This is a genomic window from Microbacterium hydrocarbonoxydans (assembly GCF_011752045.1).
Taxonomy (GTDB): domain Bacteria; phylum Actinomycetota; class Actinomycetes; order Actinomycetales; family Microbacteriaceae; genus Microbacterium.
Window position 1 is genome coordinate 60106 of the sequence record NZ_JAAKXW010000006.1, and the last position, 20682, is coordinate 80787.

Consider the following 20682-nt stretch of genomic DNA (forward strand, 5'->3'; position numbering starts at 1 on the left):
GCGCAGGACGATCCTGAGCATCCGCCCCGGCTTGGGCTGTGGATAACTTCCGCGGCGATTCCGCGATTCTTGCGAGGATGCTCGGGTGAGTCATCCGTCCGTCGTCGTCGCCGAGCGCGTGCGCCTGCGGCTGCGCGCCGACGGCATCGACCCCTCGGCTGATGCCGAGTCCGCACGGCGGGTCGCGATCGCGGAGGTGCGCCGGTTCAACGACAGCGCCCTCTCGCGCGGCGACGCCACGATCGACGACGAGCCGCGGTGCGTGCGGGACGTGCTCGCGGCCGTGAGCGGCTTCGGCGCCCTGCAGCCGCTGCTCGACGATCCGGAGATCGAGGAGATCTGGCTGAACGGCCCCGAGCGCGTGCACGTCGCCCGCGGAGGCGTCGCCGAGCGGATCGACCTGCGCCTCACGGAAGTCATGCTCCGCGACCTCGTCGAGCGGATGCTGCAGTCGACGGGCCGACGGGTGGACATCAGCCAGCCCTTCGTCGACGCCTCGCTGCCTGACGGCTCGCGGCTGCACGTGGCCATCGCCGACGTGGTGCGCGGCTCGTGGGCGGTGAACATCCGGAAGTTCCTCCCGCGCTATCGCTCCCTCGAAGCGCTGACCGCGCAGGGGGCGATGCCCGCCGACGTCGCGACGATGCTCCGCGACGCGATGCGCGAGGGGCGGAGCGTGATCGTGTCGGGGGCCACCCACGCGGGGAAGACGACCCTGCTCGGTGCCCTGCTGGCCTCCTGCGCCGATGCGCAGCGCATCATCACGGTGGAGGAGACGTTCGAGCTCGCGGTCGACGGTCCGGACCTCGTCGCGCTGCAGGGTCGCCAGGCGAGCCTCGAAGGCACGGGCGAGATCACGCTGCGGCGACTGGTGAAGGAGGCGCTGCGGATGCGCCCCGACAGGCTCGTGGTCGGCGAGGTGAGGGATGCCGAAGCGCTCGACCTCGTGCTCGCGCTCAACACCGGCGTGCCCGGTGCCGCGACGGTGCACGCGAACTCGGCGGTCGAGGCGCTCGACAAGCTCGCCCTGCTTCCGCTGCTGGCCGGCCGCAACATCGACCGGGACTTCATCGCTCCCGCGCTCGCAGCATCCGTCGACCTCGTGGTCCACTGCGCGCGCGGCGCCGACGGCGTGCGCAGGGTGCGCGAGGTCATCGCCCCGACGGGGGAGGTCGTCGAGGGACGCATCATCACGCGGCAGATCTTCACGGATGCCGCGCACCGATCTGCGCCCGCGACCCGAGGCGGGCTGCGTCGCATCGAGGTCGGGTCATGACCCTGTTGCTCGGCGCTCTCCTCGCCGCCGGACTGCTCCTCTGCACGGCGCCGTGGCTCTGGCCTGCCGGCACCATGCAGGAGCGCGTCGCACGACGAGGCCCGCTGACCCGCCTCATCGAGGAGGCCGGCTACGGAGCCCTGGCGCCCCGCCTCGTCGTCACGACGATGATCGCGTGCGCACTGGTGGCGGCATCCGTCGTGTGGCTGCTGACGGGCATCCCGGTGCTCGCCGTGCTGGCGGCGCTCGCCGGAGGTTCGGCGCCGGTGCTGCTGCTGCGCGCGCGCCGGCTGCGGCTGCGGAAGGTGCGGCGCCAGCTGTGGCCGGACGTGTGCGACCTCCTTATCGCGTCGATCCGCGTGGGTCTCTCGCTTCCCGATGCGGTCGCGAGCCTGGCGGAGTCCGCGCCGTCGATGCTCCGCCCGGCGTTCATCGTGTTCGCCCGCGACCTCCGCGCCACCGGGCGGTTCGAGACGAGCCTCGACCGGCTCAAGGCGTCGCTCGCCGATCCGATCGCCGACCGCATCATCGAGACGCTCCGCATGGCCAGGCAGGTGGGCGGCACCGAGCTGACGAGCGTGCTGAGGGCGCTGTCGTCCTCTGTGCGCGCCGACGCCGCGCTGCGCGGCGAGGTCGAGGCGCGGCAGTCGTGGATCCGCGGCGCGGCGGTCCTCGGCGCCGTCGCCCCGTGGGTCATCCTCGGCCTCCTGGTGATGCGCCCCGAGGGCGCCGACGCTTACGGCACCCCGGAGGGCGTGCTGGTGATCTGCATCGGCGCCGTCGTGTCCGTCGTCGCGTACCGGATCATGATCCGGATCGGGCGCCTGCCGGAGCCCGGGCGGTGGTTCGGATGAGCGGGATCAGCGCGCTGGCCACGGCCGTGCTGATCGGCGGGACGTTCGCGGCCGGAGTCCTCAGCGTCCTCGCCGCCCTCCCGCGCTGGCGTGCCGCCTCGCTCATGACGAGGATCGCTCCCTACGTGCGCGACGTGGTCTCCGACCAGGATCTGCCCCGAAGCGCGCTGCCTCGGCTCTCGCCGCTGCCCACGAGCGGGCGGACGCTGTGGCAGCGGGCGCAGGGCGCGCTCGACGCGATGCTCGGCGGCGGCGAGATCCTTCGGCAGCGGCTGGCCCAGGCCGGTCTGACGATGGCGCCGGCGACCTTCCGGGCGCGCCAGCTCGGCTGGGCGATCGCCGGGATCGGCGGCGGCGCGGTGGTGCTCATCGCCCTCGTGCTGACAGGAAGGATGACGGCGCCGGTCGCGCTCCTTCCCATCGTCTTCGGCGCCCTGGCTGCCGTCGGCTACGACATGTTGCTGACGACGCGCGCGAAGGCGCGGCGTGCCCGTCTCACCGATGAGCTGCCCACCATCCTGGAGTTCCTCGCGCTGTGCCTGTCGGCGGGGGAGGGGTTCCTCGACGCGCTGCGCCGGGTCGCGGCGATCGGCTCCGGCGAGCTCACCGGCGAGCTCCGGCAGGTCGTGCTGGCGGTCAGCACCGGGTCGCCGCTCGCCGAGGCGCTGGGCGAGATGGCCGCCCGGCTGCAGCTCCCCGGCCTCTCGCGCGCCGTCGACCAGGTCGTCGCCGCCCTCGAGCACGGGGCCCCGCTCGCCGGAGTGCTGCACGCACAGGCAGGCGATGCCCGCGAAGACGCGAAGCGGGTGCTGATCGAGCAGGCAGGGCGGAAGGAGATCCTCATGCTCCTCCCGCTCGTCTTTCTGATCCTCCCCTTGAGCGTGCTCTTCGCGATCTATCCGGGACTCTTCATCCTGCGACTCGGCATCGGCTGAGCGCTCCACGAAAGGACGACCATGACGACACTCCGACGATGCTGGAGGGACCTCGCCGCGCGCGTGCGCGATCTCGCGGACGACGAGCGAGGGGACGTACCAGGATGGGTCCTCGTGACCCTGATGACCGCCGGTCTGGTGGTCGTGATCTGGGCGGTGGCGGGTCCCGCCCTCACCGCCCTCTTCGAGCAGGCGATCCAGCGGGTGTCCGGCCTCTGACATGAGCCTGCGTCGTGCGCTCGCGGATGATCGCGGATCGAGCCCGGTCGAGTTCGTGCTGGTCGGCACGCTGCTCACCGTGCTGACGCTCGCCGTGCTGCAGCTCGCGCTCGCCGTGTACGTGCGCAACGTCGTCCACGACGCGGCCGTCGAGGGCGCGTACTTCGCGGCGCTCGCCGACACCTCACCGGAGGAGGGCGCCGAGCGCACCAGGGAGGCGATCAGCCGGGCCGTCGGCGCCGCGTACGCAGAGGACGTCATGGTGGGGCAGTCCCAGGAGCAGGGGCATCCGACGATCGAGGTCCACGTCCGCACGACGCTGCCCGTCATCGGGCTCGTCGGCATCCCGTACGCGCTGGAGGTGGAGGCACATGCACCGGTGGAGTCGCTGGGCGAGGAATGACGAGGGCTCGGCGGCGCTCGAGTTCATCGCCGTCGGAGTGATCCTGCTCGTCCCTCTCGTGTACCTCGTCGTCGCGCTCGGCGTGATCCAGGAGCAGACCCTCGGCGTGGAGGCCGCGGCCCGCCACACCGCGCGAGTGATCGCGCTCGCCCCCGATGCCGCGACCGCCGACGCGCGCAGCGAGCGGGTGATCGCGGCAATCGTCGACGAGTACGGGCTCGCCGCGGATGCCGTCGACGTCACGCTGACCTGCGCCCCGTCGGTGCCGGAGTGCCCGTCGGCCGGCGCGACGCTCGTCGTCACCGTCACCACGCGCGTCACGCTTCCCCTGATGCCGCCCCTGTTCGGGCTGGACAGGGCGGCCGCGATCCCCGTCGAGGCCGCGGCGGCGCAGAAGGTGTCCCGGCTGTGGGGAGAAGGATGACCGTGCAGAGCGGACGGGCGGAGGACGAGGGAAGCATCCTGCTGCTCACCCTCGGCTACGCGCTGCTCGCCCTCGCCGTGGTCTTCGTCTGCGTGTGCGCGACCGACCTCTACATCGCGCAGAAGCGGCTCGACGCCCTGGCAGACTCCGCCGCGCTCGCCGGCGCCGACGGCTTCACTCTCGAGGTCGATGGGGAGGTCGTCCGCGCCGAGCTCACCGATGCCGGTGTGCAGGAGCAGGCCGCGGCGCTCCTCGCGGCGCTGCCCGGAGACGCTGTCCTCGTCTCGGCGCAGACGCCGGACGGGGTCTCCGCACGCGTCACCGTCGCCGGCGCCTGGCACCCGCCGCTGTTCTCGCCGTTCGTCCCCGACGGGGTTCCCCTCGAGGCGACCGGCACCAGCCGCACCGCGTTGCAGTAGTCCCGTCACGGGCGGGCAGGTTGTTACAGACCCTGTCCCGGACGGTAACAGAGGGGAAACACCCGGGCGGGATCATGACTCCATGAACGACCTGTCAGACAGCTGGACAGCCCAGCCGGGCGGCCGCGTCGGCGCGGTCGAGTACGTGCTGCGCGACCTGCGGGAGGCGATCACCGCCGGGGTGGTCCGCGTCGGCGACCGGCTGCCGTCCGAGCAGGCGCTCGCCGCACGCTACGGGGTCTCCCGAACCGTCGTGCGCGAGGTGCTGCGCGTGCTGGAGACCCGGGGCATGACGGTCACTCGCACCGGCCGAGGCACCTTCGTCACCGCCCGTCAGCCGGCCCGCGAACTGAGGTTCGGCGGCTACTCGGCGGCAGATCTCATGGAGGCGCGTCCGCACATCGAGGTGGCCGCGGCGGGGCTGGCCGCGGTGCGGCGCGATGAACGCCAGATCGCCCGGCTGCAGGAGCTCCAGGAGCAGCTCGAGGCCGAGCAGGACGCCGAGAGATGGGTCGAACTGGACTCCGCCCTTCACGCCGAGATCGCCACGGCATCCGGCAACCCGGTGTTCGCCGACGTGCTCGACCACGTGCGCTTCGCGCTCGCGCACCAGTCCTCCGTGATCAACCTCACGCCGGGAAGACGGGCGCAGTCCGACAGCGAGCATCGGGCGATCATCGCCGCGATCGCACGTGGCTCGGTCACGGAGGCCGAGGACAGCATGAGCTTCCATCTCGATCAGGTGAAGGAGGTTCTTCTCGAGATCACCGCGCTCGACGAGCAGCGCTGATGGCGTCGCGCTTCACGAGCGGTCGACACGCACCACCTTTCGAAAGGCAACTGTCATGACCGACAACCACACCGTTCCCTCCCTCGACCCCGAGGACGCGCTCGAGAACGACCGCGAACTCGTCGGCGACCGCACCGCCGCCGTCGAGGACTTCTCCAGCGAGGAGGCCGGGTACCACAAGACGCTCAGACCACGGCAGATCCAGATGATCGCGATCGGGGGTGCGATCGGCACCGGCCTGTTCATGGGCGCGGGCGGCAGGCTCGCCTCCAGCGGCCCCGCGCTGATCCTGGTCTACGCTGTGTGCGGCTTCTTCGCCTTCCTCATCCTCCGAGCCCTCGGCGAGCTCGTGCTCCACCGACCCTCTTCCGGCTCGTTCATCTCCTACGCGCGGGAGTTCTACGGCGAGAAGCTCGCATTCGGCGCCGGCTGGCTGTACTTCCTGAACTGGGCGATGACGTCGATCGTCGACGTCACGGCCGCCGCCCTGTACGTGAAGTTCTGGGCGCAGTACTGGGAGCCGCTGCAGGACGTCCCGCAGTGGGTGATCGCGCTCGTCGCGCTCGTCGTCGTGCTCTCCCTCAACCTCGTGAGCGTGAAGCTGTTCGGTGAGATGGAGTTCTGGTTCGCCCTCATCAAGGTCGCTGCCCTCGTGATCTTCCTCATCGTGGGGACGTGCTTCATCGTCTTCAACGGCACCACGGACATCGGCGTCACCGGCTTCTCGGTGATCGGCGACAACGGGGGAGTCTTCCCGATGGGCTTCGTCGCACCTCTGCTGGCGGTCAGCGGCGTCGTCTTCGCCTACGCAGCGATCGAGCTCGTCGGCACCGCGGCCGGGGAGACGGCGAATCCCGAGAAGGTGATGCCGAAGGCGATCAACACGGTCGTCATCCGCATCGCGATCTTCTACGTCGGATCCGTCCTGCTCCTGTCGCTGCTGCTCCCGTTCGACGTCTATCAGGCCGGGCAGTCGCCCTTCGTGACGTTCTTCTCCCACATCGGCTCACCGCAGACAGGGGCGGTCGCCGGTTCCGTGATGAACTTCGTCGTGCTCACCGCGGCGCTCTCCAGCCTCAACGCCGGTCTCTATTCCACGGGCCGGATCCTGCGCTCCATGTCCGTCAACGGCTCGGCCCCCGCGTTCACCGCGGCGATGAGCAGGAACGGCGTGCCGTACGGCGGCATCCTGCTCACGGCGGTGATCACCCTCGCAGGCGTCGGCATCAACGCGCTGTGGCCGTCGCAGGCGTTCGAGATCGTCCTCGAGATCTCCGCGATCGGGATCATCGGAGGATGGGCGACGATCATGCTCTGCCAGATCCGGCTCCAGCGCTGGGCGAAGGAGGGAAAGGTCACCCGGCCGTCGTTCCGCCTCTTCGGCGCGCCCTACACCTCGTACCTGACCTTGGCCTTCCTCGCCTTCGTCCTCGTGACGATGGGCTTCTCGGAGACCGGGCGCTGGGTGCTGGCATCGCTCCTCGTGCTCATCCCCGCGCTCGTCATCGGGTGGTTCGCGGCACGAGGGCGGATCGCCGCCGCCGCTCGCGCACGGGAGGGCTACACCGGCGCAGCACCCATCATCGCCGAGCGCGCCGCGACCGACGCGCTGCGGAAGCGGAAGTGACCAGGGCGGGCGGCGGGGCGACTCGCCGCCCGCCTGACCGCGCTCGGCGACCTCATCCCCGGAGGCGCCCCCGCAGCCGCTCCACCCGCCCGGCGAAGCCGTCCGGCACCTCTGCGGGCAGAGCGTCGATCGGCCACCACCGCACATCCTCGGACTCCGCGCTCACCAGCAGCGGCGATCCCGGTTCCACGACCACGGCCACGCCGATGTCGAGGTGAGACGAGCAGCGCCCGAACGCCGCCGACAGCGCATGATGGTCCAGGTCGTAGGCGAACGATGCCGGCACCGAACCCGCGACACCGGTCTCCTCCTGCATCTCGCGCAGCGCAGCATCCGCGATCGATGCGTCGCCGGGCTCCAGATGCCCGCCGGGCTGCACCCAGAACCGCCCCTTGCCATGGAAGACGAGCAGGGTGCGGGTGAGCGACGGATCGAACACGAGCGCAGAGGCGGTCGCGTGATCGGGGCCGTCCTCGCGGGCGACCGGGCCGTGGTCGTCGGCGAAGAACGCGAGGAAGTCCGCCTTCTCGGCGTGCTCGCGCTCCGACCGCGGCTCGTACGCCGAGACCAGCCTGCGCACGTCGGCGCCGAGGCTCACTTCCCGCCCTCCGCCGAGGGCCGCGGCGCGAACCGCGGGATCCAGCGGAGGAATCCGGCTGCGCCGATGAGCCCGACCGCGCCGATCACCGCGGCCGCGACCGGGAGCGACGCGGCCGCGGTGATCGCAGACACCAGCAGCGGGGCGACCGCGCCGCCGGCATCCGTCAGCGTCCGCCAGGACCCGAGGAACGCAGCCGGCTCGCGCTTGGGCGCCACGTCGGCGCCGAGGGTGAGCAGGATGCCGCTGGAGAGTCCGTTGCCGACCCCGAGCATGGCCGCGAACATGCCGAACCAGAGCACGGAGGCCTCGAGGTCGTGCGTGACCGAGAGGGCGAGGAACCCGGCGCCCATGAGCACCATCGCCGGCATGGCCGCCCACAGCCGGCCGAACCGGTCCATCACCTGCCCGCTCGCATAGAACAGCGCGAAGTCGATCGCACCGGAGACGCCGACGACGAGGGCGATCGTCGATGCGTCCAGGCCGAGCGACAGACCCCACAGCGGGAGGACGACCTGGCGGGCCGAGCGCACGGCCGACAGCGACGCCGCCGCCAGGCCGAGACGGCTGAGCACGGCGCGCTGCTGCCACATCGTGCGGAACAGCCCGGCGCGCTCGATCGTCGGGATCGAGCCGCTGACGGCCTCGCCGGAGTCCTCGACGATCGGAGTCGTCCGCGTCGTCGCCGCCGGGTGCGCCTTCTCCGGGTCGGGACCGAGGAGCACGAGCAGCACCATGACGACGAGGCATCCGAGGAAGAACCAGATCGCCGCCGTCTCCGTTCCGAACAGCTGCAGGAGACCTGCGGCGACGAACGGTCCGATGAAGATGCCCAGGCGGAAGCTGCCGCCCAGCAGCGACAGGGCGCGGGCGCGGAAGTCGAGCGGCACCCGGGTGGTCATGAAGGCGTGGCGGGCCAGCCCGAACGCCGCGGCGCAGAAGCCCAGCAGGAAGACGGATGCGGCGAGCACCGCGAGGGAGGGGGCGAACACCATGCCGACGCCCGCCGCGATCGCGACGACGCCGGCGATCACCATCGTGAGGCGCTCGCCGATCCGTGCCACGGCCCAGCCGGACGGCAGGTTGCCGCAGAGCTGCCCGACGACGAGGGCCGAGGCGACGAGCGCGGCGAAGGCGACATCCGCGCCCATGGAGGCGGCGAGCACCGGGATCAGCGGGATCACCGCGCCCTCGCCGAGGGAGAACAGGATCGTCGGCAGGTAGACCATCGGCCCGAACCGCCTGAGGACCGTGGATGCGCTGCTCACCTGGTTCACGCTACTCCCGTTCCGATCGCGTATCCGCGCGGACAGGCGGCACGTTAGGCTGGGAGGGCCATGCTCGAACTCGATCTCTCCGCCGACATCCAGGCCCTCCGCGTCACCTACGGTGACATCCGCGAGGTCGTCGATGTCGATGCGCTCCGCTCCGACATCGCCCGGCTCAGTGAGGAGGCGGGCGCTCCCGACCTCTGGGACGACACCGAGCGCGCCCAGAAGGTGACCAGCGCCCTCAGCCACCGTCAGTCGGCCCTCGCCCGCATCGAGGGCATCGGCAGCCGTCTCGACGACCTCGAGGTGCTGGTCGACCTCGCGAACGAGATGGGCGACGAGGATTCGGCGATCGAGGCGAGGGCCGAGCTCGCCGCGCTGACCGAGATCATCAACCAGCTCGAGGTGCAGACGCTCCTCGACGGCGAGTACGACGACCGCAGCGCGATCATCACGATCCGCTCCGGCGCCGGCGGCGACGACGCCACCGACTTCGCCGAGATGCTCATGCGCATGTACCTGCGCTGGGCCGAGCAGCACAAGTACCCGGTCAAGGTCATGGACACGTCCTACGCGGAGGGCGCCGGCATCAAGTCGGCCACCTTCGAGATCGACGCCCCGTACGCGTTCGGCACGCTGTCGGTCGAGGCCGGCACGCACCGGCTCGCGCGCATCAGCCCGTTCGGCTCCGCCGACAAGCGGCAGACGTCGTTCGCGGCCGTCGAGGTCATCCCGCTCATGGAGGAGGCCACCGAGGTCGACATCCCCGAGGGGGACATCCGCGTCGACGTGTTCCGCTCCTCCGGCCCCGGCGGCCAGTCGGTCAACACGACCGACTCCGCCGTGCGCATCACGCACCTCCCGACCGGCATCGTCGTCTCGATGCAGAACGAGAAGTCGCAGATCCAGAACCGTGCGGCCGCCATGCGCGTGCTGCAGACCCGCCTCCTGCTGCTGCAGAAGGAGGAGGAGGCGGCGAAGAAGAAGGAGCTCGCGGGCAACATCACCGCGAGCTGGGGCGACCAGATGCGCTCCTACTTCCTCTACGGCCAGCAGCTGGTGAAGGACCTGCGCACCGGACACGAGTCCGGCAACCCGGCCGCGGTCTTCGATGGCGACCTCGACGGCTTCATCTCGGCCGGCATCCGCTGGCGCAAGCGCAAAGAAGAGGACTGAGGACACGAAGAAGGCCCCGGAGCGATCCGGGGCCTTCTTCGTGCCGGGTGGGCTGCTCAGCGGGCGGCGCCGGCGAGCGTGCCGATGACGTCCTCGTAGCTGAAGACGACGCACTGGATCTTCCGGTCGTCCCAGCGGTTCCAGGAGCCCTTGGTCGGCACGTACCAGTAGTAGTCGAGCTCGGAATCCTCATAGCTCTTGCCGACGAAGTTCTCGAACTCGGCGATGCACAGCTCGTCGGCCTGGGACTGGATCTCGTCGTCTCCGGGGAAGTCGCCGTCGGGGAGTTCCGTCACGAGATACACCTCGTCGGTGTGCGGCTGATCGCACGGCACGACCGGGACCTCGGAGACCTCCTCCTCCCAGTCCTCGACGAGCGGCAGGCAGTCGCCCACTTCGAGTTCCGACACGGCGATCAGCTCCGCGCCCTCGATGTCGGCGGGATCCTCGGTCGCCGGGTCGTCCTCCGACGACGGCTGCTCGCTCGGCGCCACCACGGGGCCGTCGTCCGCCTCCTGTGCACGGTCGAACCCGAGCGAGATCAGCGAGACGGCCACGGCCAGCACGCCGCCGAGAACGGCGACGCCCAGTCCGGTGATCCCCGGCCACTTCGTGCCGGGCAGGAACAGGGAGACCAGCGAAGCCACGAGCGCGAGGCCGAGCACGACCCAGCCCGCGACGGCGATCGGCGGGATGCAGGCGAGTACGACGCCGACGACGGCCGCGCCGAGGCCGATCAGTCCGAGGACCGACGTCTTGCGAGCCGGGGCCGCGGCGGCGCCGGGCGGATAGCCGCCGGCCGGAGCGTAGCCGTGCGACGGAGGATACCCCTGCGACGGCGGATACCCCTGCGACGGAGGCTGGCCGGGGGCGGTGGACTGCTCGTGCGCCGACGTGGCTGCCGACGTGCCGGCCGGCATCGCGTAGGGAGGCGTGAAGGCCTCGGCCTCGGTCGTCGCTTCGGACGACCGAGGAGTGGAGCCGTCGACGGTCGCGGTGTCGACGGGCGACGGCTCCGCGGCGGGTGCCGTCTCCGATGACGGGTCGGTCGCCGGGGGCGTCTCCGCCGTGCCGGACGATCCCGGCTCGGCGGCTGCCGCGGTCGGCGCCGGAGCGACGTGCTCGGTCCACGCGGTGCCGTCCCACCAGCGCAGGCGGCCGGATCCGTCGTCGTACCAGCCGGCAGGGGTGGTCATGTGGTCCTCAGCTCTCTCGGCCGTCAGCCGACGGCCGGTTCGACGGAGATGCGCGCGATCTCCTCGAAGAACTCGTTCTGGATGATCACCACGTACGAGGCGCTCTGCGCGACGTCGAACGTGACGAAGCCCTCGACGGTCTCGCCGGCCCCGATGCCGTCGCCCTCGATCTGGCCGTCGGTGAAGAAGTCGTAGTCGCCCTCCGTGCCCTCGGCGGTCTCCGCCGAGAAGTAGAGCGGATCGACGTAGGTCTCGCCATCGACGCCGGTCCACGTCAGCTGCACGGTGAGGAAGCCGCCGTTCACCGGGGGGAAATCCGTGCCGTTCGTCGCGCTCCAGGAGGCCGCGGTCAGCGTGACGTCGGCGCTGCCCGAGATCTGCTGGACCGTGAGCTTCTCGCCGAGCTTGCCCTCGACGACCTCGGCGGGCGCGCCGAACCCGGTCCCGCCGTCCTCGCCCTCTTCAGGTTCTTCGATGCCGATGGAGGGCGGCGCATCCGGGCCGGATTCGATCGCCTGGCCGAGACTCGTGGCGAACCACACGACGATGACGACCACGCTGATGATCGTGCCCACCACCGAGACGATCAGGCCGGTGATGCCGGGCCACTTCCGGCCCTTCAGGAACAGGGAGATCAGGGACACGATGAACCCCGCGCCGAGGATGACCCACCCGATGGCGGCGATGACAGGGATGCACGCGATGATCGTGCCGACCACCGCGAGGCCGAGGCCGACGAGGCCGACGACCGACAGGGGAGCGGGGCCGGCCGGCGCTGCGGCGCCGTACGGCGCCGCGTAGCCGGCGACAGGGTAGCTCTGAGCTGCCGGCGGGTAGGCGCCGGTCGTGCCGGGGTAACCCGCGGAGGCGCCCGGGTACGCGGGTGCCGCCGGAGCGGGGTAGGGCTGCGGCTGCGACGGGTAGGCGGCCGCGGCGGCAGCATACGGCGGCACCTCGCCGGGCAGCGGCGTCGTCGGAGCGGTCGCTCCGGGTGCCGACCACGACGGTGCGGGCTCCGGCGCGACGACCGTCTCGGCCGGTGCGTCCGGCGTGATCACGGTCTCGGATGCAGGCTCCGAGGTCCCGGATGCGGGAACGTCGGGTTCGCCGGGCTCGCCAGGCTCGGTGGTGGCGTCGCCGGGCTCGGTCGGGGCTTCGTGACCGGTCGGGGTCTCGGGCACGACGGGAGACTCGGGCTCGGCCGGCGTCTCGGGCTCGGCCACGGGCGCGAAGTGCTCGGTCCACTGCTGGCCGTCCCACCATCGCTGGCGGCCGGAGCCGTCGTCGTACCAGCCTGCAGGCGTCGTCATCATGTCCCCCTCGGAAGCTCGGCGTCCGCGGGTGGCACGGACCTGGCACTCTCATGTATATCAGCGGGGAGGGACGCCCACAGGCCCCGAGCATGGGCAGAGCTCACCACCTTCGGCGGCGTGTCGGCGCCGAGGGGTGTCGCTGGCGCACTGGCCCGGTGCCGCGCATAGGCTCGTAGCGCCATGATTCGGTTCGAGAACGTCACGAAGCGCTACCGCGGGACCTCGAGGCCCGCCCTGTCCGGCGTCGATTTCGAGGTCCAGCGAGGAGAGTTCGTCTTCCTCGTCGGCGCCTCGGGTTCCGGCAAGTCGACCTGCCTGCGGCTGATCCTGCGCGAGGACGTGCCCACCTCGGGGCGTGTCGCCGTGCTCGGCCGTGATCTGCGTTCGCTCGCGAACCGCAAGGTGCCCTACTTCCGGCGCCACATCGGGTCCGTGTTCCAGGACTTCCGCCTGCTGTCGTCGAAGACGGTGTTCCAGAACGTCGCGTTCACGCTCCAGGTGACCGGCTCCTCCCGCGGGTTCATCCAGCAGGCCGTCCCCGAGGCGCTCGCCCTCGTCGGCCTCGACGGCAAGGAGAAGCGGATGCCGCACGAGCTCTCCGGCGGAGAGCAGCAGCGCGTCGCGATCGCGAGGGCGCTCGTCAACCGTCCCCAGGTCCTGCTCGCCGACGAGCCGACCGGAAACCTCGACCCCGCGACATCCGTCGACATCATGCAGCTGCTCGCCCGGATCAACGCCGGAGGCACGACAGTGCTGATGGCGACTCACGAGGCCGGGTTCGTCGACCAGATGCGGCGACGAGTCATCGAGCTGCGCGACGGCGTCATGGTGCGCGACGAGGTGCACGGCGGATACGGCGACACCTCCAACATCCCGCGCCTGGTGCCGGAGGAGGTCCGCGGCGCCGCCGCGGCGGCCGCACTCACGGCGGTGCAGGAGGTCCAGCGCCAGACCGCCGACCTCTCCACCGTCCGCGCCGAGCTCGCGGCGGAGCTGAGCGCTCAGCGCGCTGCTGCCGCCGACGCCGTGCCCGCGGCCTCCGAGCTCCCGGAGGCGCAGGCCGCACCGGCGGAGAAGACCGCGCCCGCCGACGAAAAGGCACAGGCCGAGCAGGCGCCCGCCGAGACGGCGAAGCCGGTCGGTCCGCGCACGCATCCGATCGTCCTCCCGCAGGTGGACGTCGCCGAGCTGGGGGTCGCCGACCGGCTGGGGCTCTCCGACGACGGCGAAGAGGAAGTGGGGCCGACCTCATGAGAATCGGGCTCATCCTCATGGAGGCGCTGGGCGGCCTCCGCCGCAACATCTCGATGGTGATCTCCGTCGTCTTGGTCACCTTCGTCTCGCTCACGTTCGTCGGTGCGGCGATGCTGATGCAGGCGCAGATCGGCACCATGCGCGGCTACTGGACCGAGCGCGCGCAGGTCGCGGTCTACATGTGCTCGGCGATCTCGGAATCGACGACCTGCCTCGACGGCGGGGCCACCGAGGACCAGGTGAGCGCCGTCCGTGCGCAGCTGGAGGGAGAGGCGCTGGCGCCGCTGATCAGCGAGGTGACCTTCGACTCCAAGGAGGACACCTACGCGAAGCTCGTCGAGCAGCTCGGCGAGGAACAGGCCAGCGTCATCACGGCCGACCAGGCGTTCGAGGTCTTCTTCGTGACGATGAAGGATCCGGGTCAGTCCCAGGTGATCGCGGAGGCGTTCAACGGGGTCGCCGGGGTCGAGCAGGTGCAGGACCAGCTGCAGTACCTCGAGCCGCTGTTCTCGGCCCTTACCGTCGCCACGTACATCGCGGTGGGCATCGCGGCGCTCATGCTCATCGCGGCGATCCTCCTCATCGGCACGACCATCCGGCTGTCCGCGTACGCGCGGCGGAAGGAGATCGGCATCATGAGGCTCGTGGGCGCCTCCAACCGCTTCATCCAGACGCCGTTCGTGCTGGAGGGCGTCTTCGCGGCCTTCCTCGGCTCGGTGCTCGCCAGCGCGGCGGTGGTCGCCGGCATCCACTTCGGCGTCGACGGCTACCTCCGCGGACGCGTGCCCTTCATCACGACCTGGGTGAGCATGCAGGATGCGACCTACGTCGTCCCGGTGCTGATCGGCATCGGCGTCGTGCTCGCCGCGCTGTCCGCCGGTTTCGCGATCCGTCGCTGGCTGCGCACCTGAGGTAGGCTGATGGGCTGGCCGAGAAGAGCCGGCCGGATCAGCAGAGAGCAGGAGCATCATGCCCAGGGAACGCGGGGAGAAGGTCGTCGCGACCAATCGTCGCGCACGTCACGACTACAACATCGAGAAGTCGTACGAGGCGGGGATGGTGCTCACCGGCACCGAGGTCAAGTCGCTGCGCCAGGGGCGCGCCAACCTCAGCGACGGCTACGCCTTCGTCAAGGGCGGCGAGGTCTTCCTCGATGCCGTGCACATCCCGGAGTACTCGCAGGGCCACTGGACCAACCATTCGGCCAAGCGCATCCGCAAGCTGCTGCTGCACCGCGAGGAGATCGCCAAGCTGCAGCACGCCGTCTCCGCCGGCGGCTACACGCTGATCCCGCTGAAGCTGTACTTCTCCGACGGTCGCGCGAAGGTCGAGATCGCCCTCGCCAAGGGCAAGCGCGAGTTCGACAAGCGCCAGGCCCTGCGCGAGCGTCAGGACACCCGCGAGGCCGAGCGCGCGATGCGCACCCGCAACCGCATGGGGGAGTGACGCTCGGGGCGCTCGCTCAGGGAGCCGGGGTCGGTGTGAAGCCGAACACCCTGCCGAGGAACGCGATCTCACGGTCCAGCGCGTCGACGATCGTCTCCGCGCGGCGGAAGCCGTGCCCCTCTCCGGCGTAGAGCACGTACTCGTGATCGATGCCGTGCGCGGCCAGCGCATCGCGGATGGCCTCCGACTGCGACGGCGGGACCACGCGATCGTCTGCGCCCTGAAGGATCAGGACCGGGACGTCGATCCGGTCGACCCGGGTCAGGGGTGAGCGCTCGAGGTACAGCGCCTCGGACGCGGGGAGAGGTCCGACCAGCCCCTCGATGTACGAGGCCTCGAAGTCGTGGGAGTGCTCGGCCAGGGCGCGCAGATCGGTCACGCCGTAGCGATCGACTCCCGCGGAGAACGCGCCGCCGCGGACGAGCGCCGAGAGCACGGTCCAGCCGCCCGCCGAGCTGCCGCGGATGGCGAGACGGGCGGGGTCGGCGAGCCCGGCGTCGGCGAGTCCGCGGGCGGCGGCGATCACGTCGTCGACGTCGACGACGCCCCACTGCCCGAGAAGCCGCTCGCGATAGGCGCGGCCGTACCCGGTGGAGCCGCCGTAGTTGACGTCGAGGACCCCGATGCCGCGACTCGTGTAGAACGCGACGGCGGCGGAGACGGCCCCCGTGACGTGAGCCGTGGGCCCGCCGTGCACGAACACGACGTACGGAGGCAGCTCGCCCGCCGGCGGGGAGACCTCGGGGTTCGCAGGGGCGTACGCGAAGGCGTGCACCGGTCCGTGCGGACCGTTCACGACGAGCTGCCGGGCCGGCGGCATCCATGCGGCGTCGACGCGGTCGCCCCCGGTGATCGTCGTGATCGTGGCGGTGTCGAGGTCGGCGCACCAGACGCCGGGTGTGGACTCGGAGCCGTTCCCCGAGAGCAGCACGCGGGAGCCGGACACGTCGTCCACGCTCACGTGCCCGTCGCAGGGGACGGCGAGCGGGGAGACCGCCCCGTCGGGCGCGATCACGACGACCTCGTCGCGTCCGTTCGTGCGCACCGCGACGATGCGGCCGTCGGCGAGCGGCTGGTACCAGCGGTTGCCGAGCACCCAGAGCCCGTAGCCGGTGTCGGCGTCCGCCGGGGCGACCGGCTCCGCGTCGGCGCCTGATCCCGGACGGATGCGGTGCAGCGCCCACCGCCCCGACGGATCGTCGGCGTACAGCAGCTCGTCATCGCCCGTCCACTCCGGCTGCAGCGCGGCCCTGGCCGGGAGCTCGCTGACGGTGCCGTCGGCGTCGCGGATCGCGAGTCGTGCGGCGTCCCACGGCATCCGGTCGGCGCCCCAGCGCACCCAGGCGACGCGTGAGCCGTCGGGGGAGAGGGCAGGGTGCGCATGGAAGCCGCCGTCCTCGGCGATCACGATGACGGCGCCGGCGTCCTCTGCCGCGGAGCCGTCCGTCGGCACCTCGACGATCGCCCGGAGGTGCGGCTCGGACGTCAGGTCCTCGCGCACAGCGAGCAGGCGCCCCTGCTGGAGCCGCAGCCCGCCGTGGGCGGGCCCGGCCGGCGTGAGCGGCACGGGGGCGGAACCCGGATCCAGCCGGTGGATGCGCTGATCCGCCGCGTCGACGAAGAACAGCGTGCCGTCGGCATCCGCCGTCCACGCGCCGCCGCCGTACTCGTGCACACGGGAGCGCGCGCTCCACGGTGCCGGGAGCACCTCGCGACCGGTCGAGCTGCGCACCGTCACGCGTCCGCCCTCCGAGGGAACCGACTCGCCCCACCAGATCTCCTCACCGGCGAAGCGCGCGCCGTCGATGCGCGGGGCGGATGCCGCGACCGACGCGGCGGTGAACGGGGAAGGCCAGGAGCCGAACGGCGACGACATGCCTCGAGCCTATGGCCCGGCGACACACGGCGTCACACAGGATGCGGGCACCCGTCGCCGTGTTCTACCGTGCTGGAAACGCCCCGATTCGCCCCGGAGCGTGGAGCGACAGCCGAGCCCGGCACCCGCCCGCGAATGAAGCACCTGTGTGCCTCGTCGCGGCCCCGTGCCCGCCCTGTCCCCAGGAGATGCAGATGTCCTTCGAGACGCTGAACCCCACCGAATCGTCGAACGCCGCCGTGCCTTCGCGCGGCCGCGTGCCGTTCTCCTTCGAGCTCTACCCGCCGCGCTCGGCGTCGAGCGAGGAAGCCCTGCACGAGACCGTGCGACGGCTCGCCGAGGCGGGGCCCGACTTCATCTCGGTGACGTACGGCGCCGGGGGATCCACGGGAGGCCGCTCCCTCGAGGTGCTCCGCTTCATCCGCGAGAACACCGACGTCGAGCCGCTCGCCCACATCACCTGCGTCGGCAACACCTATGCCGGCGCCGCCGCGCTCATCCGCGAGTTCCTGGACGCCGGCATCCTCAGTTTCCTCGCCCTCCGCGGCGACCCGCCCGCCGGCCAGGACGAGCCGTTCCTCGGCGACCTGGAGAGCGCCGCGCAGCTCGTGCAGCTCATCGACCGGGTGCAGGCCGAGCGCGCGCCGTACGAGGAGTCGCCGGTACCGGGCTTCCCCGGAGCCGCCCGCGTGGCGCCGCGCCGCAAGGCCTCGATCGCCGTGGCCGCGTTCCCGAACGGGCATCCGCGTTCCCTGCACCGCTGGCAGGACGTCGACGCGCTGCTCGCGAAGCAGGCGGCAGGCGCCACCTCCGCGATAACGCAGCTGTTCTTCCACTCCGACGACTACCTCGCCTTCGTGGAGCGGGCCCGCGCCGCCGGCGTGACGATCCCGATCCTCCCCGGCATCATGCCGATCGTCTCGCCGGTGCGCCTCGCACGGGTGCTCGAGCTCACCGGCGAGGAGCTCCCCAGCGAGCTCGCGATCGCCCTCGACGTCGAGCCCACCCCGGAGGGACGTCACGAGATCGGCGTCGAATGGGCCGCCCGCCTCGCCCGCGAGGTCGTCGCCGGCGGCGCGCCCGGCGTGCACCTCTACGCCTTCAACCAGCACGACACCGTGCTCACCGTGCTGGAGGAGGCCGGCGTCCTCCCCGCCGCCCGAATGCGCTGACCCCGCCCGGTCGACACCACCGCACGCAGCCCGCGCTGCAGCGGTGCTCGTCGACGCCGAAAACCCGTGAACCGACCCCGCTGAACCCCGCTGAACCCCCGCTGAAAGGAAAGACAATGTCCGCTCTCCCCGCAGGCACCATCCTCGGATACCCCCGCATCGGCCGACGCCGTGAGCTGAAGAAGGCCGTCGAGGCGTTCTGGGCCGGCCGCATCGGCGAAGCCGAGCTGGAGGCGGCATCCGCCGGACTCCGTGCGGCGACGCGCGACCGGCTGGCCGCGCTCGGCCTCGGCCGCACCGACTCGGCGATCCCCGAGTCCTTCTCCTACTACGACCAGGTGCTCGACGCCGCGGTAACCGTGGGCGCGATCCCGCCCCGCTTCGAGGACCTTCGCGACGCGGACGGCACGATCGGCCTCCCCGCCTACTTCACGATCGCCCGCGGCGAGGGTGAGCGGGCCCCGCTGGAGATGACCAAGTGGTTCGATTCGAACTACCACTACCTGGTGCCCGAGATCGGTCCCGAGACCGCGTTCTCCCTCTCCAGCGACCGCCTCGTCCGCGAGGTCGCCGAGGGCGTCGCCGCCGGCTTCGTCACACGTCCGGTCGTCGTCGGCCCCGTGACGCTGCTCGCCCTGGCGAAGGCGTCCGACGACGCCCCTGAGGGCTTCGACCCGCTGTCCCGCCTCGACGACCTGCTCCCGGTGTATGCGGAGCTGCTCGCGGCGCTCAAGGCAGCCGGCGCAGAGTGGGTGCAGCTCGACGAGCCGGCGCTCGTCAGCGAGTCGCTGCCCGCCTCGGTCGCGCAGCTGGCGGATGCGGCGACCCGTGCGCTCGCCGTGCTCGGCGGCGCCTCCGAGCGCCCGGCGATCCTCGTGGCCGCGCCGTACGCCGACCTCGGCGAGGTCTTCCCGGTGCTCGCCGCCGCTCCGGTCGAGGCCATCGCCGTGGATCTCGTCCGCGGCGCCGTTCCCGCGGCCGCCGCCGGCCTCGAGGGCAAGACCCTCGTCGGCGGCGTGGTCGACGGCCACAACATCTGGCGCGGAGACCTCGCAGCAGCCTTCGAGAGGCTCGAGGAGCTGCGCGGTCTCGGCGCGGCATCCGTCTCGGCGTCCACCTCCACCTCGCTGCTGCACGTCCCGCACGACGTCGCCGACGAGTCGAAGCTCGACGCCCGGCTGGTGTCGTGGCTCGCGTTCGCCGACCAGAAGGTGGAGCAGATCGTCACGCTCGCCCGCGGCCTCGCCGAGGGGCGCGAGGCGATCGCGGACGACCTCACCGAGGCATCCGCCGCCCTCGCCGACCGGCTGTCGGCGCCCGGTGTCAGCGACGGTGCGGTTCGCGAGCGCGCACTCACCGAGGCCGACTTCTCCCGGGTCTCGTATGAGGAGCGCGAGGCCGCGCAGGAGTCGCTGGGGCTCCCGGCCCTGCCGCTCACCACCATCGGCTCGTTCCCGCAGACCGGCGACATCCGCCGCGCCCGGGCCCAGTACACCCGCGGCGAGATCCCGGCGGAGGACTACGAGGAGTTCCTGCGCCGGGAGGTCGCCAGCGTCGTCTCGCTGCAAGAGGACCTGGGCCTCGACGTGCTCGTGCACGGCGAGCCGGAGCGCAACGACATGGTGCAGTACTTCGCCGAGAACCTCGACGGCTTCGCCGTCACGGAGAACGGATGGGTGCAGTCCTACGGCTCCCGGGCGACCCGCCCGTCGATCCTCTGGGGCGACGTCTCGCGTCCGGCGCCGATCACGGTCGACTGGTCCGCGTACGCCCAGTCGCTCACGACGAAGCACATGAAGGGCATGCTCACCGGACCGGTGACGATCCTCGCCTGGTCGTTCGTGCGCGACGACCAGCCGCTAGGGGAGACCGCCAACCAGGTGGCCCTGGCGCTGCGCGATGAGATCGCCGACCTCGAGAAGGCCGGCATCGCGATCATCCAGGTCGACGAGCCCGCGCTGCGGGAGCTGCTGCCGCTCAAGTCCGCCGACCAGCCGGCGTACCTGAAGTGGTCCGTCGACTCGTTCCGCCTCGCGACCGGCGGCGCGGTGGCAGGCACCCAGGTGCACACCCACCTCTGCTACTCGGAGTTCGGCGTGGTGATCGATGCGATCCGTGCGCTGGACGCCGACGTCACCTCGATCGAGGCGGCGCGCAGCCGCATGGAGGTCGTCGCGGACATCGCCGAGGCCGGCTTCGACCACGGCATCGGCCCGGGCGTCTACGACATCCACTCGCCGCGCGTGCCCACCGTGGAGGAGGTCGAGTCGCTGCTGCGCCGCGCCGTGGACGAGATCCCGACGCGTCAGCTCTGGGTGAACCCGGACTGCGGGCTGAAGACCCGCGGCTACGACGAGACCACGGCGTCCCTGCGCAACATCGTCGAGGCGACCAGGCGGGTGCGCGAGGACGTGGCCGTCGCGGTCTGAGCCC

At 71.5% G+C, this 20682-nt stretch carries 20 protein-coding genes; 15 read left to right on the forward strand and 5 right to left on the reverse strand.

The window, feature by feature from the left end; translation table 11 throughout:
- The first annotated feature begins 85 nt into the window (after positions 1–85).
- The 9 genes from G6G98_RS16645 (at position 86) to G6G98_RS16685 (ending at position 6947) form a co-directional block, all read left to right on the forward strand.
- The gene (locus G6G98_RS16645) at positions 86–1276 is read left to right on the forward strand and encodes a CpaF family protein (protein ID WP_166706145.1); all 1191 of its coding nucleotides are present in this window, start codon (positions 86–88) and stop codon (positions 1274–1276) included.
- Positions 1273–2130, forward strand: coding sequence for a type II secretion system F family protein (locus tag G6G98_RS16650; RefSeq protein WP_164234868.1), 858 nt, complete (start codon positions 1273–1275; stop codon positions 2128–2130). Before G6G98_RS16645 ends, G6G98_RS16650 begins: the two co-directional genes overlap by 4 nt.
- The gene (locus tag G6G98_RS16655) at positions 2127–3065 is read left to right on the forward strand and encodes a type II secretion system F family protein (RefSeq protein ID WP_164234867.1); all 939 of its coding nucleotides are present in this window, start codon (positions 2127–2129) and stop codon (positions 3063–3065) included. The genes G6G98_RS16650 and G6G98_RS16655 overlap by 4 nt, the downstream gene beginning before the upstream one ends.
- Positions 3066–3086: 21 nt before the next feature.
- Entirely contained in the window at positions 3087–3284 is a 198-nt protein-coding gene (locus tag G6G98_RS16660; protein ID WP_067357580.1) for a hypothetical protein, read from the forward strand.
- A 1-nt stretch (position 3285) separates the two neighbouring features.
- Entirely contained in the window at positions 3286–3687 is a 402-nt protein-coding gene (locus G6G98_RS16665) for a TadE/TadG family type IV pilus assembly protein (RefSeq protein ID WP_164234866.1), read from the forward strand.
- Positions 3656–4111, forward strand: coding sequence for a TadE family protein (locus tag G6G98_RS16670; RefSeq protein WP_164234865.1), 456 nt, complete (start codon positions 3656–3658; stop codon positions 4109–4111). Before G6G98_RS16665 ends, G6G98_RS16670 begins: the two co-directional genes overlap by 32 nt.
- Positions 4108–4530, forward strand: a complete 423-nt coding sequence (locus G6G98_RS16675) for a pilus assembly protein TadG-related protein (RefSeq protein ID WP_164234864.1) — start codon at positions 4108–4110, stop codon at positions 4528–4530. Before G6G98_RS16670 ends, G6G98_RS16675 begins: the two co-directional genes overlap by 4 nt.
- An 82-nt stretch (positions 4531–4612) precedes the next feature.
- Positions 4613–5320, forward strand: coding sequence for a FadR/GntR family transcriptional regulator (locus tag G6G98_RS16680; RefSeq protein ID WP_067357567.1), 708 nt, complete (start codon positions 4613–4615; stop codon positions 5318–5320).
- 55 nt (positions 5321–5375) lie between these two features.
- Positions 5376–6947: an amino acid permease gene (locus G6G98_RS16685; RefSeq protein ID WP_164234863.1), complete on the forward strand. Its 1572-nt coding sequence runs from the start codon at positions 5376–5378 to the stop codon at positions 6945–6947.
- Positions 6948–6999: 52 nt separating this feature from the next.
- Here the strand turns inward: G6G98_RS16685 and G6G98_RS16690 are convergent, their stop codons facing one another.
- Positions 7000–7545 (reverse strand): NUDIX hydrolase, encoded by a 546-nt coding sequence (locus G6G98_RS16690; protein ID WP_164234862.1) that lies wholly within the window; start codon positions 7543–7545, stop codon positions 7000–7002.
- Positions 7542–8774, reverse strand: coding sequence for an MFS transporter (locus tag G6G98_RS16695; protein ID WP_164234890.1), 1233 nt, complete (start codon positions 8772–8774; stop codon positions 7542–7544). The genes G6G98_RS16690 and G6G98_RS16695 overlap by 4 nt, the downstream gene beginning before the upstream one ends.
- A 108-nt stretch (positions 8775–8882) precedes the next feature.
- On the opposite strand from G6G98_RS16695, the gene prfB reads away from it, so the two are divergent.
- Positions 8883–9992: a peptide chain release factor 2 gene (prfB, locus tag G6G98_RS16700; RefSeq protein ID WP_067357558.1), complete on the forward strand. Its 1110-nt coding sequence runs from the start codon at positions 8883–8885 to the stop codon at positions 9990–9992.
- Between the two features lie 56 nt (positions 9993–10048).
- On the opposite strand, the gene G6G98_RS16705 is transcribed toward prfB, so the two are convergent.
- Complete coding sequence (locus G6G98_RS16705; protein WP_164234861.1) at positions 10049–11188, reverse strand: DUF2510 domain-containing protein; 1140 nt, start codon at positions 11186–11188, stop codon at positions 10049–10051.
- Between the two features lie 23 nt (positions 11189–11211).
- Positions 11212–12498: a DUF2510 domain-containing protein gene (locus G6G98_RS17260; protein ID WP_208321529.1), complete on the reverse strand. Its 1287-nt coding sequence runs from the start codon at positions 12496–12498 to the stop codon at positions 11212–11214.
- Positions 12499–12681: 183 nt separating this feature from the next.
- Here G6G98_RS17260 and ftsE point away from each other — a divergent pair, with 183 nt between their 5' ends.
- Genes ftsE through smpB form a run of 3 tightly spaced genes read left to right on the forward strand, consistent with a single transcriptional unit; the run spans position 12682 to position 15201 of the window.
- Entirely contained in the window at positions 12682–13755 is a 1074-nt protein-coding gene (ftsE, locus tag G6G98_RS16715; RefSeq protein WP_164234860.1) for a cell division ATP-binding protein FtsE, read from the forward strand.
- Entirely contained in the window at positions 13752–14666 is a 915-nt protein-coding gene (gene ftsX, locus G6G98_RS16720; protein WP_164234859.1) for a permease-like cell division protein FtsX, read from the forward strand. The genes ftsE and ftsX overlap by 4 nt, the downstream gene beginning before the upstream one ends.
- Positions 14667–14724: 58 nt before the next feature.
- Positions 14725–15201, forward strand: a complete 477-nt coding sequence (gene smpB / locus G6G98_RS16725; protein WP_067357542.1) for an SsrA-binding protein SmpB — start codon at positions 14725–14727, stop codon at positions 15199–15201.
- 16 nt (positions 15202–15217) lie between these two features.
- Here smpB and G6G98_RS16730 read toward each other — a convergent pair whose 3' ends face one another.
- The gene (locus G6G98_RS16730) at positions 15218–17077 is read right to left on the reverse strand and encodes a S9 family peptidase (RefSeq protein WP_164234858.1); all 1860 of its coding nucleotides are present in this window, start codon (positions 17075–17077) and stop codon (positions 15218–15220) included.
- Between the two features lie 194 nt (positions 17078–17271).
- On the opposite strand from G6G98_RS16730, the gene G6G98_RS16735 reads away from it, so the two are divergent.
- On the forward strand, positions 17272–18249 hold the full coding sequence (locus G6G98_RS16735; RefSeq protein ID WP_166706147.1) for a methylenetetrahydrofolate reductase: 978 nt from the start codon (positions 17272–17274) through the stop codon (positions 18247–18249).
- A gap of 116 nt (positions 18250–18365) precedes the next feature.
- A complete protein-coding gene (metE, locus tag G6G98_RS16740) occupies positions 18366–20678 on the forward strand; it encodes a 5-methyltetrahydropteroyltriglutamate--homocysteine S-methyltransferase (RefSeq protein ID WP_164234856.1) in 2313 nt (770 codons plus the stop codon).
- Positions 20679–20682: the final 4 nt, after the last annotated feature.